The organism is Protaetiibacter mangrovi (assembly GCF_024752305.1).
GTDB classification, from domain to species: domain Bacteria; phylum Actinomycetota; class Actinomycetes; order Actinomycetales; family Microbacteriaceae; genus Homoserinibacter; species Homoserinibacter mangrovi.
Genome location: NZ_JANTHX010000005.1, coordinates 88542 through 101283, shown reverse-complemented (window position 1 = coordinate 101283; position 12742 = coordinate 88542). Strand labels below are relative to the sequence as shown.

15 protein-coding genes are annotated in these 12742 nt (G+C 70.6%); 7 read left to right on the top strand and 8 right to left on the bottom strand.

Features of this window, described 5'->3' with window-relative positions; all coding sequences use genetic code 11:
- Window positions 1-13 precede the first annotated feature (13 nt).
- Window positions 14-349: a DUF7882 family protein gene (locus tag NUH29_RS05330; protein ID WP_258797990.1), complete on the bottom strand. Its 336-nt coding sequence runs from the start codon at window positions 347-349 to the stop codon at window positions 14-16.
- A gap of 73 nt (window positions 350-422) precedes the next feature.
- Between NUH29_RS05330 and NUH29_RS05325 the strand changes: the two genes are divergently transcribed.
- The gene (locus NUH29_RS05325; RefSeq protein WP_258797989.1) at window positions 423-992 is read left to right on the top strand and encodes a carboxymuconolactone decarboxylase family protein; all 570 of its coding nucleotides are present in this window, start codon (window positions 423-425) and stop codon (window positions 990-992) included.
- A gap of 1 nt (window position 993) precedes the next feature.
- Here NUH29_RS05325 and NUH29_RS05320 read toward each other — a convergent pair whose 3' ends face one another.
- Together NUH29_RS05320 and glsA are read right to left on the bottom strand one after the other, a co-directional pair.
- A complete protein-coding gene (locus NUH29_RS05320) occupies window positions 994-2625 on the bottom strand; it encodes an MFS transporter (protein ID WP_258797988.1) in 1632 nt (543 codons plus the stop codon).
- A gap of 5 nt (window positions 2626-2630) precedes the next feature.
- Window positions 2631-3647, bottom strand: a complete 1017-nt coding sequence (gene glsA / locus NUH29_RS05315) for a glutaminase A (RefSeq protein WP_258797987.1) — start codon at window positions 3645-3647, stop codon at window positions 2631-2633.
- A 113-nt stretch (window positions 3648-3760) separates the two neighbouring features.
- On the opposite strand from glsA, the gene NUH29_RS05310 reads away from it, so the two are divergent.
- The gene (locus tag NUH29_RS05310; protein WP_258797986.1) at window positions 3761-4339 is read left to right on the top strand and encodes a 1-acyl-sn-glycerol-3-phosphate acyltransferase; all 579 of its coding nucleotides are present in this window, start codon (window positions 3761-3763) and stop codon (window positions 4337-4339) included.
- Between the two features lie 44 nt (window positions 4340-4383).
- Here the strand turns inward: NUH29_RS05310 and NUH29_RS05305 are convergent, their stop codons facing one another.
- Together NUH29_RS05305 and NUH29_RS05300 are read right to left on the bottom strand one after the other, a co-directional pair.
- The gene (locus NUH29_RS05305) at window positions 4384-4782 is read right to left on the bottom strand and encodes a VOC family protein (protein ID WP_258797985.1); all 399 of its coding nucleotides are present in this window, start codon (window positions 4780-4782) and stop codon (window positions 4384-4386) included.
- 22 nt (window positions 4783-4804) lie between these two features.
- Window positions 4805-5608: a DNA/RNA non-specific endonuclease gene (locus NUH29_RS05300; RefSeq protein ID WP_258797984.1), complete on the bottom strand. Its 804-nt coding sequence runs from the start codon at window positions 5606-5608 to the stop codon at window positions 4805-4807.
- A 187-nt stretch (window positions 5609-5795) separates the two neighbouring features.
- On the opposite strand from NUH29_RS05300, the gene NUH29_RS05295 reads away from it, so the two are divergent.
- Window positions 5796-6767, top strand: a complete 972-nt coding sequence (locus NUH29_RS05295) for a hypothetical protein (RefSeq protein ID WP_258797983.1) — start codon at window positions 5796-5798, stop codon at window positions 6765-6767.
- A 104-nt stretch (window positions 6768-6871) separates the two neighbouring features.
- Entirely contained in the window at window positions 6872-8608 is a 1737-nt protein-coding gene (locus NUH29_RS05290) for a peptidase M16 family protein (RefSeq protein WP_258797981.1), read from the top strand.
- Window positions 8609-8623: 15 nt separating this feature from the next.
- On the opposite strand, the gene NUH29_RS05285 is transcribed toward NUH29_RS05290, so the two are convergent.
- The 3 genes from NUH29_RS05285 to ychF all read right to left on the bottom strand — a co-directional run bounded on the left by NUH29_RS05285 (window position 8624) and on the right by ychF (window position 10982).
- A complete protein-coding gene (locus tag NUH29_RS05285) occupies window positions 8624-8956 on the bottom strand; it encodes a nuclear transport factor 2 family protein (RefSeq protein WP_258797980.1) in 333 nt (110 codons plus the stop codon).
- A gap of 31 nt (window positions 8957-8987) precedes the next feature.
- A complete protein-coding gene (locus NUH29_RS05280; RefSeq protein WP_258797979.1) occupies window positions 8988-9839 on the bottom strand; it encodes a hypothetical protein in 852 nt (283 codons plus the stop codon).
- A 66-nt stretch (window positions 9840-9905) separates the two neighbouring features.
- A complete protein-coding gene (gene ychF, locus NUH29_RS05275) occupies window positions 9906-10982 on the bottom strand; it encodes a redox-regulated ATPase YchF (RefSeq protein WP_258797978.1) in 1077 nt (358 codons plus the stop codon).
- 431 nt (window positions 10983-11413) lie between these two features.
- Between ychF and NUH29_RS05270 the strand changes: the two genes are divergently transcribed.
- The 3 genes from NUH29_RS05270 to NUH29_RS05260 all read left to right on the top strand — a co-directional run bounded on the left by NUH29_RS05270 (window position 11414) and on the right by NUH29_RS05260 (window position 12694).
- Window positions 11414-11698 (top strand): hypothetical protein, encoded by a 285-nt coding sequence (locus NUH29_RS05270; RefSeq protein ID WP_258797977.1) that lies wholly within the window; start codon window positions 11414-11416, stop codon window positions 11696-11698.
- Window positions 11699-11843: 145 nt separating this feature from the next.
- On the top strand, window positions 11844-12434 hold the full coding sequence (locus NUH29_RS05265) for a 3'-5' exonuclease (RefSeq protein ID WP_258797976.1): 591 nt from the start codon (window positions 11844-11846) through the stop codon (window positions 12432-12434).
- 47 nt (window positions 12435-12481) lie between these two features.
- Entirely contained in the window at window positions 12482-12694 is a 213-nt protein-coding gene (locus NUH29_RS05260) for a response regulator (RefSeq protein WP_258797975.1), read from the top strand.
- The last annotated feature ends 48 nt before the right edge of the window (window positions 12695-12742 follow it).

The window sequence follows — 12742 nt, the reverse complement described above, 5'->3', positions numbered from 1 at the left end:
GCGGCGGAACGTGCTAAGCGCTCACCTCTGCACCGAGTTCGGGGAGGGGTCCCGTCTCGATGTGCTCCGCCGTCAGCTGGATGCCGCCCGTCGTGTTCGCCGAGCGGAGGATCTCCTCGATCCACTCCCGGTGCAGCTCCGGGGGCTGCGGCTCCGCGAACTCGAACCGCAGCGGGATGGACTCGTGCATCCAGATCGTCGTGCGGCCCACGGGGGCGTCCTCGGCGTGCGTCCACGAGAGGGTGAAGCTCTCCCCGCGGCGGAGCTTCGTCACCACCGCGACCTTGAGGTGCGCCAACGTGCGATCATCCATCTCGATCGGCTGGTCGGCGTAGAAGAGTGTTCCCATGGGCACATCGTAGGGCCGCGCAGGGCTTCCGCATCACCGACGTCGGTGCCAGGCTCGTGCGCGGGAGGACAGCATGACCATCATCCGCACGCCCGAGCCCGACGAGGTCGCCGGCGACGCCGCCGAACTGTACGCGGAGGACCTGCAGGCGATCGGGTACGTCCCCTCGCACACGCGCGTCATGGCGACGAACCCGGCGGCCGTGCGGGCGTTCGAGAACCTGATCCGCGCATCCATCCGCACCATGGATCTGCGCCGCTACGAGCTCGTCACGCTCGCCGCCGCGCAGGCGATCGGCTCGCGGGCCTGCCGCCTCGCCCACGGCCGCAAGTCGCTCAAGGTGTTCGACGAGAACCAGCTGGAGCGGATCGCCCGCGACTTCCACGACGCCGGGCTCAGCGAGGCCGAGGTGGCGATGATGGACTTCGCGCAGAAGCTCTCCCACGACTCGGCGTCGATGACGGATGCCGATTCGCTGCGGCTGCGCGAGCTCGGATTCTCGGACGACGAGATCGTCGACATCGCACTGGCCGCCGCGGCCCGCAACTTCTACTCGCGCGCGCTGCACGCCCTCGCGGTGCCGGTGGACGTGCCGCCGGACCTGTCGCCCGCGCTGCGCGACGCGCTCGTCGACGGGGTGTGACTCAGGCCTTCTCGCCGCCCGCGGGCGACGGGTCGGGGATCTCGCCGGGCCGATAGCGCGGCAGGCGCGCCGCGGGCACGATGGCGAGCGCCGAGATGCCGGCGAGGATGAGCAGCCCGGTGCGCAGGGCGGAGAGGCGGGCCTCCTCGTTGATGCGCACGAACTCCTCCGCCTGGGAGTCGGTCGCCTCCGTGCCCGCGAGCAGCTCGCGCAGCTGGTCGTTGCTGACGAAGTTCGCGTTCTCGAGGCTCACCTCGTCGACGAGCTCGTCGGGCAGGTAGGTGTTCGCCATGATCGCCTGCCCGATGCCCCACGACAGGATGCCGACGAGCATCGCCCCGGCGACGGCCGTGCCGACGGCGGAGGCGAGGTTCTGGGTGGTGCCGCGGATCGACCCCACGTCGCCCGCCAGCTCCTTCGGTGCGGCGGTCACGAGCACGTTGAACACCAGGGTCACGAGCGCGCCCTGGCCCACGCCGAACACGAACAGCCCGAGGATCGTGGGCAGGGTCTCCCAGTTGTTGGTGACGACGAACGACAGCCAGACGAGCGCCGCCGTCGTCATGACGAAACCGAAGACGCCGATCGTGCGCGGGTCGAAGCGCCCGTAGAAGCGCACGATGAGGGTCGCCGTGACGAAGACGGTGAGGTTGAACGGCATCATCGCGAGCGAGGTATCGAACGGGGTGCGCCCCTGCACGATCTGGATGTAGAGCGGCACCGTGAAGTTGAGGGCCGCCTCGAGCGCCACGACGATGAACATCGCGTACACCGCGGCGCGCTCGCTGCCGCGCCCCAGCACCGAGAGGCTCACGAGCGGCACCTTGCCGGCCTTGGTGCGACGCCTCGTCCACAGGAAGAACAGCTGGCCGAGCACGATGCCCAGCACGATCAGCAGCGGGGCGGGCGAGATCCCGGCAATGTCGAACGGCGCGTCCTCGGTCGCCGAGAGCACCCCCCAGCCGCGCAGGTTGTTGAACCCGAGGGTCAGCGAGACGATCGCCAGACCGATCAGCACCGCGGCCACCAGGTCGATGCGGATGCCGGGGTCGCCCCTGTCGCCGCGCAGGCCGAAGCTCAGCACGAACACCGCGACCGCGATCGCGAGCACGATCGCGAAGACCGGACGCCATCCGATGAGCGTGCCGAGCGCGCCGCCGATGAAGAACGCGGTGACGCCCGAGATGGCGCGCGCGGATCCGAGCGAGCCGACCGCGGTGGCCTGCTGCGCGCCGCGGTAGTTCTCGGCGATGAGCGCCACGAGCGACGGCACGATGATGGCCGCCGAAGCGCCCGCCACCACCTGGGCGGCGATGATCCACTCGATGCTCGGCCCCAGCAGCATCATGAGCGAGCTGCCCGCGAAGGTGACGATCACGACCCGGAAGATCAGCACCCATCCGATCCGCTGACCGAGCTTGGCGCCGGTCATCACGAGCGCCGCGACGGCGAGGCCGTAGACGACGATCGCGGTGCTGGCGGTGGTCGGCGGCACCCCGAACTCGTCGACCATGCCCCCGATCGACACCGGCAGCGCGGCGACGTTGAACGACATGAGCATCTGGGCGAGGAAGAGGCCCACCATGGGGGCCCAGGAGCGCCGGATCTCGACTGCGGTGCCGGTGGTGGTCATGCCGATCAACTCTCTCTCGTGTAGGGGTAGGGGCCGTGCGCGTGCGCCTCGGACGCGAACACGTCGAGTCCGAGGGCGCGGGAGAGGTAACGGGTGGCGCGCTGGCCGCGCACGGAGTTGCCGGCCGAGTCGAGGCGCGGCGAGAAGACCCCGATGCCGCCCTTACCGGGCGACACGGTCACGATCCCGCCTGCGACGCCCGACTTGCCGGGCAACCCGATCTCGAACAGCCACTCGCCCGAGCGCTCGTAGAGACCCGTGGAGGCGAGCACCGCGAGCGTGTCGCGCGCGACCGATGCCGACACGACGCGGTCGCCCGTCACGGGATTGACCCCGCCGTCGGCGAGCGTCGCCCCCATGACGGCGAGGTCGGCGGCCGTGACGAGCAGCGAGCACTGGCGCGTGTAGACGTCGACGGCCGCGAGCGGGTCGGTGTCGATGCGGCCATACGCCTCGAGCAGGGTGCCGATCGCGCGATTGCGCTGGTTGGTGTCGGCCTCCGAGGTGTAGACCTCGCCGTCGAGTTCGAGTCGGCGCCCCGCGAACGCCGAGAGGCCGTCCTGGATGCGCCCCCAGCGCTCCTCGGGGGATGCGGCGGGCACGAGGGCCGTGGTCGCGATCGCCCCCGCGTTGACCATCGGGTTCATGGGGTGGCCGCCGTTCAGCTCGATCGCCACGACCGAGTTGAAGGCGAGCCCGGTGTTGTTGACCCCCACGCGCTCGCGCACCGCGGTGTGGCCGAGCTCCTCGCAGACCAGCGCGTAGACGAACGCCTTCGAGATGGACTGGATCGAGAACGCGACATGCGCATCGCCCGCGGTGTGCACCGCACCGTCGACCTCGGCGACGCTCACCCCGAACAGCTCGGGATCGACCTGCGCCAGGCGCGGGATGTAGTCGGCGACGACGCCGTCGGACACCGCGAGCGCGTCCCGGTGGGCGTCGAGCACCAAGCGCTCGACGGCCTCCCAGCCGGGCAGCGAGCCCGTGGAGACGCGGATCGGCAGCTCTGCCTCGTCCATGCTTCCTTCTCACGGTCGCGAACGACGCTCACGCTACTCCCGAGCCGGCCACACGGGGAGGGCCGCCGACGCGCATTCCCGGTTCGTGATCCGGGGTCGCGTATCGTTCCTGGATGCGCCGCCTCATCGCCCGGCTGTTCTGGGCCGTCTCCCGCTGGAAGCTCGTCACCGAGCCCGCGCCGACCCGGCCCACCGTGCTCGTCGGGGCGCCGCACACCTCCAACTGGGACTTCGTGCTCATGCTCGCGATCGCGTGGCGGTTGCGCGTCGACATCCGCTGGCTCGGCAAGGCGAGCCTGTTCGCCGGGTGGCGCGGGCCGATCATGCGGGCGCTCGGCGGCATCCCGGTGGACCGCTCGGATCCCGCCCGCGTCGTCGGCGAGGTCGTGGAGCGGATCCGCTCGGGCGAGGTGTTCGGCCTCGTCGTCACCCCCGACGGCACCCGCACCAACCGCGGGCCGTGGAAGTCGGGCTTCTACCGCATCGCCCGCGAGGCCGGCATGCCGGTCACCCTCGGCTACGTCGACCGCACCACGATGACCACGGGACTCGGACCGAGCATCGAGCTCACGGGCGACGTCGCGGCCGACATGGACCGCATCCGCGCCTTCTACGCCGACAAGGCCGGCTTCCGCCCGGAGTGGCGCAGCGAGCCGCGGCTCGACGCCGAGGTCGCCCCGTCTCGCGAGTAGTCGTACTTCCAGCCCAAAACCACCCGGATGGGCCGGAAATACGACTACTCGACGCCGTTGAACATGAACTCGATCCGGATGCCGTCGGCGTCTTCGAGGAAGGCGGCGTAGTAGCGCGCGGTGAAGCGCGGGTAGGGCTTCGGCTCGCGCACCTCGGTCCACCCCGCTGAGACGGCGAGGTCATGCAGCCGGTCGACCTCGGCACGGGTGTCGATCGCGAAGGCGAGGTGCTGCCATCCGACCGTGCCGTGCCGGTGCGGCCCCGACTCGGGCTCGCGGGCGGGCATCAGGATCAGCTCGGTCTCGCCCTCCCGGTACCAGGCAGCGCCGTTGGCGTCGCCCTCCTCCCGCTCGAGGCCGAGGGCGGTCAGCACCGGATCCCACTGCGCGATGGCGCGGTCGAGGTCGCTGACCGTGATGCCGAGGTGGTCGAAGAGGGGCATGCGGCCAGTCTCGCGGATGCGGCTACCAGATCGCGTGCTCCAGCGGCAACCGGGGAGCCTCGGGTGCCAGCTGCTCGAGCGGGCGCTCCCACGTCAGGTACGCGCCGAAGTCGAGTCCGGCGATCTCGCGCAGCTCGGCGATCGGCAGGCGGTAGGTCTTCCAGCGCTCGAACGGGAACAACTCGGGGCCGAGGTCGTCGAGCGACTGCCGCAGCAGGAACGCCTGCGCCCGCGGCGCACCGTCGAACTCGTAGACGAACAGCTTCCAGAACGCCGTCGGGATCGCCACCCCGCGGTACAGCGGATCGGCGGCGGTGAGCACCGGCCCACCGAACAGGCACACGCGTTGCCGGCTGAGGCGGGCCTCGGCGAGCAGGTCGTCTTCGAGCCGCCCCCAGAGGCCGCCGCGGCTCGCCTGGTTGAAATCGCGGTGCTGCGGGGTGATGTTCGTGAAGAAGAACGAGTCCGAGTTGGCCCGGGCGGCATCCGGCTCCCACAGCAGGTCGGCGCGGCGGGCGACGTGCCCGCGATCGATGTCGTTGCGGGCGTAGAGCTCGTCGGTGAGCTGCAGTCCGGTGGGCACGCGTGGGTCGGGGCGGAATCGGATACCGCTGCGGCCGATCGCATCCTCCGGCAGCAGCGCCTCGCCGTCGATGTTCCACGCGACGACGCGCGCCATCCGCCGGCTGCGGCTCATGACGAGCGAGAAGTGCGCGTAGTCGATCCAGTCGGCGCCGTCGACGGGCACGGCGTCGGCCGCCGCCGCATCCGTGAGCTCGGGATACGGCGTCGGGCTGCCGAGGAAGTCGCGATCGAAGCCGGGCACGGGGGGATTCTCACACGCGAACCCGGCCCCGTCGACCCGTCGACGGCCTGCGCCGTGCGGGCTCGCATCCCCCGCTTGCGGGGCGCGTGAGGCGGCAGGGGACTTGGTACATTGGCGACCTCGGAGGATTCCTCCGAGGTCCGCCGAGGCAGTCCGATCGCGGCGCCCAGTCGATGAAGGATGTCGCGTGAGCCGGGTGCCAGAGATCGAACACCCTCGCGAGCCCTCCTACGACACCTTCGCCGACATCCCCGACTACGCGTCGCTCCGGGCGGCCGTCGATGCCGGCGACTGGCGCGGCCTCGAGGTGGGCCTCGATTCACTGCCCGCCGACGAGGCGACCTACGCGATGACCCTCCTCGCGGAAGTGGCCGGGATCGAAGCCGTCCTCGAGATCGAGCACGCCGCCCATGCCGAGTCCGCACACATCGCGACCCTGCTCGCCATGCGGCGGACGGTTCAGGCATGGGAGGCCCGGACGCGGCGGCAGTCGGCTGACGTCGAGCCCGAGCGGTTCGCGGCGTTCCTGTCGTTGCTCCGCGAATCGGAAATCATGTTGATCGCGGTCTGCGGCGCACATCCGAACTTCGCGCCGGCCTGGGCGGCGAGGATCACCAACGCTCGGGGACTCCAGCTCGGCGCCTCCGAGATGCGTCGGCGCGCCCGTCGGCACGCCGACCTCTCCCCTCACGACCTCACGGCGCAGGGGGCGCAGTTGCAGTACCTGCTCCCGAAGTGGTTCGGCACCGACGACGACGCCGCCGCATTCGCCCGGGGGTGCGCCGCTGCCGCGCCCGAGGGATCGACGGCCCCTGCGATCGTCGCCGTCTACCACCTCGAGCGCTGGCTCGAGACAGGCGGGCGCGCGGCGGGCACGGCATACCTGTCACGCCCGGAGGTGCTCGCCGAGCTGCGCGCAAGCGCCGCGCGTTCGGTCCTCCATGTCGCGTACCGCCCCACCCCGCTCGGGGTCGTCGCGCACTCCGCATTCCTCATGGCCTTCTGGCTGGCCGGAGCGCACGCCGATGCCGCCGTCCACGTCCGCGCCCTCGACGGTCGCGCCAGCGAATTCCCCTGGAGGTACGCCATCGACGAGCCATCGGAACTGGGACGGATCCGCGCCGAGATCCTCTCTCAGGAGACGGCCGCGCGGCGATGACACGGGATCAGGAGACGGCACACGTGCTCGAGGGGATCCGGGACCTCATCCAGGCGACCGACGTGGATGGGATCCCCACCTTGTTGGCCCCTCAAGACGGTCCGATGACCGCGGGACTCGTCTTCCGCGTCGGCACCGCAGACGAGACGGTCGCGACCGGCGGCATCACGCACCTGGTCGAACACCTCGCGCTGTTCACCCAGAACCTCTCCGCCGGCCACCAGAACGGCGAGACGCACGACAACTTCACCCATTTCTTCGTGCGCGGAACGGAATCGCAGGTCGTGGCGTTCCTCGACTCGGTGTGCGCGTCCCTGCGCGACCTCCCCGTGCATCGCGCGGCGGTCGAGAAGGACATCCTGAGGACCGAGGCGAACGGGCGAGGCTTCGGCAGCGCGTACGCCCAGCGCATCGAGCGCCACGGCGCCGTCGGCCCCGGCGTCGTCGCGACCGGCGAGCTCGGATTGGCGGCGATCGACACCGAGCAGATCCTCGAGTGGGCGCGGACCTACTTCACCCGCGACAACGTGGTGCTCTGGATCGCCGGCGACCGCATCCCCCCCGGACTCCGACTGGACCTCCCCTCGGGCGCGCGACATGCGGTCCCCCGTGCGGCGGCGATCCCGCAAGCGATGCCCGCGTACTTCCCCGGCTCACAGGGCTCCGTGCTTCTCGACGCGATCGTCCGCCGTTCCGCCGCGGCGGCGCTCTACTCGAGGGTGCTCGCCAAGTCGCTGTTCCGCGCGCTCCGTCAGGAGGGCGGCTACTCCTACACGGCCGACTGCCGCTACGAGCCAGTCGACGCCGAGCGAGCCCGTATCACCGTGTACGCGGATGCCCTCCCCGAGCAGCAAGCCGCGGTGATCGGAGGTCTCGTCGACGTCCTGGCCGCCCTGGAAGCGGGAACGATTCACGCCGAGGACCTCTCCACCGCGCGAACCGCCTCCCTCGACGTGCTCGACGTGCCGCACCTCGGCGCCGCCATGCTGCCCTCGACCGCGATGGACCTGCTCATGGGCGCACGCGTGGTGCATCCCGCGGAGGTGCGCCGAGAGTACGAGCACATCACACCGGCCGACCTCGCCGCCATCGGACGGGAGATGAAGGCCGACGCCCTCGCCCAGATACCCGAGGGCGATCTCGAGTGGGCAGGGTTCAGCCCCTCCCCGCGATGGTCGAGGGGAGCCGTCCAGGGGGCGCGATACCCCCGGATCGGGGATCCGACGACGGTTGTCGTGATCGGAAACGACGGGGTCTCGCAGACGACGCCGCACGGCGCCGCCACCGTGCTCTTCGACTCCTGCGTCGGGTACCTCACCTGGCCCGACGGAGCGCGCACACTTCTCGGCGCCGACGGATTCCGGGTATCCGTCGAACCGTCGCTGCACCTGGGCATGACCGCAGAGACGATCGCCGCCCTCGATGCTGCGGCCCCGCAGGGGGCGGTTATCCCGCTTCCGCCCCGCGCGCCGGACGAGATCCCGCAGCCGCCTTCTGCCGTCTCGATCCCGAAGCTCCCCACCCGGCCCCTCCGCTGGCGCGGATACGGCGCCTGGGCTGTGGTGGTGGGCGTCATCACCGCGCTCCTGGGGCTCGTGTTCTTCGCGACCGCCATCGACCTCACAGCCTCCGTGGGAACCATCGACGAGGACGGCGACCACCTCACAGCCTCCGTGGGAACCATCGACGAGGACGGCGACCTGGTCACTCCGGGGGACGTCGTCGCCCGATGGACGATCGTGCTGATCATGGCCGGCGCGACGATCCAGTTCCTCGGGGGCGCGCACCGCCGCCGCAGGTGGAAGCGGCTCGTCGCGGCCGGTTGGCAGCCACCGCTGTGATGCATCGCTGACGGGTCAGCTGTCGGGAGTCTGCTGGTGCAGGACGAGCTCCCGCGACCGCAGGCGATAGGTGGACGAGAGGGTGGCGGTATATCGCTGCTGCCCACGCACCCCGCGAAAGCGGTAGACGAGGGACGCGACGTCCCCGTTCTCGATGAGGCGCGGCGCCTCGAGCGCGACGCTGTCCCAGCCGGTTGACGCGTCCATCGCCGCGACGCACTCCGCCTTGTCGAGCACGGCACCCGGGACGATCACGACCGCGTCCTCCGCGAGCACCTCGCTGTACACATCCCCGCGACCGTCAGCGAGGCGACGCTCGATCTGCATCAGTTCGTCTGCGAGGTCCATCTCCCCACCCGACACCGATGTACGCGTGTAGTCAAGCCGGGGGTTGCAGCTGGCCCAGACGTACGGCGACCCGTTCCACGAACGTCGCCACGTCCTTCTCGAGGACACGACCGTCGGTGAACACGCGCACCTGCACGACGAGGTTGCCGCGCTGCAGGTCCCACACATAGGACCTCCATCGGGGCCCCGGGGTGCCCTCGCGGACCCAGCCCACCGCCGCCACGTCGGTCGGTACGTCGACCGCAGCCTGGGCCGTGATCTGGATGAGCGAGGTGTCGAGTCCGCCCGCCGAGGGCACGTCCAAGTCCTGCCACGGGCAGGCTGCCACGCGCGTGTGGAGGTCGTGCATGAACGCGCTGGCGTCGTCGGTCGTGGCGAACTCCCGACCGGCGATGTCCATCACCTCGTCGCCGGTCTGCCAGACCTGGACCCAGCTGATCGGGTCGTCGGACGTGCTGTCGGAACCGACCGGGAAGTAGGGGGCATTGGTCGGGACGAACGAGCACTCCGCGTCGCCGCCGATCGAGAGCCATTGGTCGCCTCCGTCCGAAGCGACCTGGGCCACCGTCGCGGACTCGAGGTCGCCCACCCCGTAGAGCTCGTCCTCGATCGACAGCAGGGCGACGTCCCCGGCGGACACCTCCAGAAGAGCTGCGGACCCGATATCGAAACAGCGGTCTGGACACGCGAGGGGCGCATCCGCGTCCGGCTGCTGAGCGGGTCCCTCGAGGAACGGCTGGTCCGGGCTCGTCTCCGCCACGCTGTGGGTGACGTATGCGACGAACCCGAACACCGTCAGCGCGACGACACCGAGAACTGCTGCCACCCCGAGCGCGATCAACGTCCATGCCCACCAGGGCATGCCTCGCTTCTTCGGCGCCACGGAGGGGCCCGGCAGCGGTGACATCACGACCACGAGCCTAGGGCGCTCGGCGGGACCGCGGCGGCGTCACACGTTGAAGCGGAACTCGACCACGTCGCCGTCCTGCATGACGTAGTCCTTGCCTTCGATGCGGGCCTTGCCGCGCGAGCGCGCCTCGGCGAGCGAGCCCGCGGCCACCAGGTCTTCGAACGAGACGACCTCGGCCTTGATGAATCCGCGCTCGAAGTCGGTGTGGATGACGCCCGCCGCCTGCGGCGCCTTCCAGCCCTTGCGGATGGTCCAGGCGCGCGACTCCTTGGGGCCGGCGGTGAGGTAGGTCTGCAGGCCCAGGGTGTCGAAGCCGATGCGGGCGAGCTGGTCGAGACCCGACTCGTCCTGGCCGGTGGAGGCGAGCAGCTCCGCGGCGTCCTCGGGGTCGAGGTCGATGAGCTCCGACTCGACCTTCGCGTCGAGGAACACCGCCTTCGCGGGGGCGACCAGCGCCGCGAGCTCCGCCTTGCGGGTGTCGTCGGTGAGCACCGCCTCGTCGACGTTGAAGACGTAGATGATCGGCTTGGCGGTCATCAGGCCCAGCTCCTTGAGCAGGCCCAGCTCGATGCCGGCGGCGCGCGACAGCGGCGTGCCCTCGTCGAGCGCCTTCTTGGCAGCGAGCGCCGCATCCAGCACCGCGGGATCCGCCTTCTTGCCCTTGACCTCCTTCTCGAGACGCGTGATCGCCTTCTCGAGGGTCTGCAGGTCGGCGAGCGCGAGCTCGGTCGTGATGACCTCGAGGTCGTCCTTCGGGTTCACGGCGCCGGCGACGTGCACCACATCCGCGTCGTCGAAGCCGCGCACGACCTGGGCGATCGCATCCGCCTCGCGGATGTTCGCGAGGAACTGGTTGCCGAGCCCCTCGCCCTCCGAGGCGCCCTTCACGATGCCGGCGATGTCGACGAAACTCACCGTGGCGGGCAGGATGCGCTCGCTGCCGAAGATCTGCGCCAGGATGCCGAGCCGCTCGTCGGGCAGGTTCACCACGCCGACGTTCGGTTCGATCGTCGCGAACGGGTAGTTCGCCGCGAGCACCGTGTTCTTGGTGAGGGCGTTGAAGAGGGTCGACTTGCCCACGTTGGGGAGTCCGACGATGCCGATGGTGAGAGCCACGGGGGTCAAGCCTACCGGCGTCCGATCGGGCCGATCCGCCCCCGGTGGACCGCGACACGCCCGGGATGCTTGCGTCCGCTCCCTCGGTGACGCTAACGTGACAAGCCGCGCCGACAGGCGGCGCAACCAGATACCGAAAGGAGCCGGCCATGATGAACGCACCGTTCACCCGCCGTGGGCGTCAGTTCGCCCGCATCGCCGGCTTCGTCGGCGTCCTCATCGTCCGGGAAGGCTAGGCGTTTCTGCGCCACCGTCCGTGACGGTGGCGACGCTCTCGAAGCCCGATCGGCGGATGTCCGCATCCGACGATCTCGTCCCGTCTACGACCCCGCCGCATGTCGGTGGTGGTCGGTACCTTGCCGCCAGGAGCGGCACTCCTCCGAGCGGCCCACCAGGCCGACTCGACACCCACCACATCGAGGACACCGATCATGAACACCACGCTGACGCCGACCGTGCGTCACACCCAACCGCCTCACGAGGTCGAGACCCCGGACACCCATGCGCTCGTCGCGCGTCGGCTCGGATTCGTCGATCGCGCCGCGCTGCACCTCGGCATGGCGCTCATCCGATGGGGCCGCCGCCCCGGGCGCGAACTCGCCCGCCACGAGCGCGTCGCCACCTCGTTCGAGCGCAGCCTGCTGCACCGCGACCGCGAAGCGGCGCGCATCGAGCTGGAGCGCGAGCATGCGCGCATCGTCGCCCGTCTCTTCTGAGCGGGCGCTCGCGGAACCACCATCGGGCCCGTCACCAGACCTCGTCAGGTGACGGGCCCGTCGCATCCCCACCGCCCCCGGCTCGTATGCGCGCGCACCGGCGCGCCCCGACCCCGCTGTCGGTGCCCCGTGCGAGAGTCGGAACGTGCCACTGGACTTCACCGCGATCGACTTCGAAACCGCGAACGGGTCCAGCGCCAGCGCCTGCTCCGTCGGCCTCGTGAAGGTGCGCGACGGGCAGATCGTCGACCGCATCGGATGGCTCATCCAGCCGCCGCCGGGTCACGACCACTTCGTCGAATGGAACACGCGCATCCACGGCATCCGAGCCGACGACGTGCTGGGCGCCCCCGGCTGGGTCGAGCAGCTGCCCGACCTCGTGGAGTTCGCGGGGGGCGACATCCTGGTCGCCCACAACGCCGGATTCGACATGGGCGTCATCAAGTCGGCGTGCGCCGCGACGGGCCTCCCCACCCCGGCGTACTCCTACATGTGCAGCCTGCAGCTCGCCCGCAAGACCTACCACCTCGACTCGTACCGTCTGCCGTCGGTCGCCCTCGCCGCCGGCTTCGAGGACTTCCCCCACCACGACGCCGTCGCCGATGCGGAGGCGTGCGCGGCGATCATGATCCACGCGGCCGACCGCCACGGCGCCATCGACCTGCCCGAGCTCGCCGAGCTCGCCGGCATCCGCATCTCGACCACCGTGCCGCCCGCGGTCGCCGTCGCCTCCTGAACACGGCGCCCCGCCCGGCGTAGGCTGACGCTCGAAACGGAGGAGTCATGTCCGACACCATCCTGGGCCGTCTGATCGGCGGCCCGCTCGACACGCAGATCATCCCGCTCGACGCGGCGACGCTCGACGCCATCGACGACGAGCTCGTGCTGCCGTGGGAGCAGGGACAGCTCATCTACCGCCGAGCGGGCGACGCCGAGAACACCGGCGAGCACGACGGCCCGACCACCGTGCCCTACCGCTTCGACGCCGAACTCTGACGTACTCCCGGGCGGTTCGCACCGCCTCGACCGGGCGTCAGACATCCT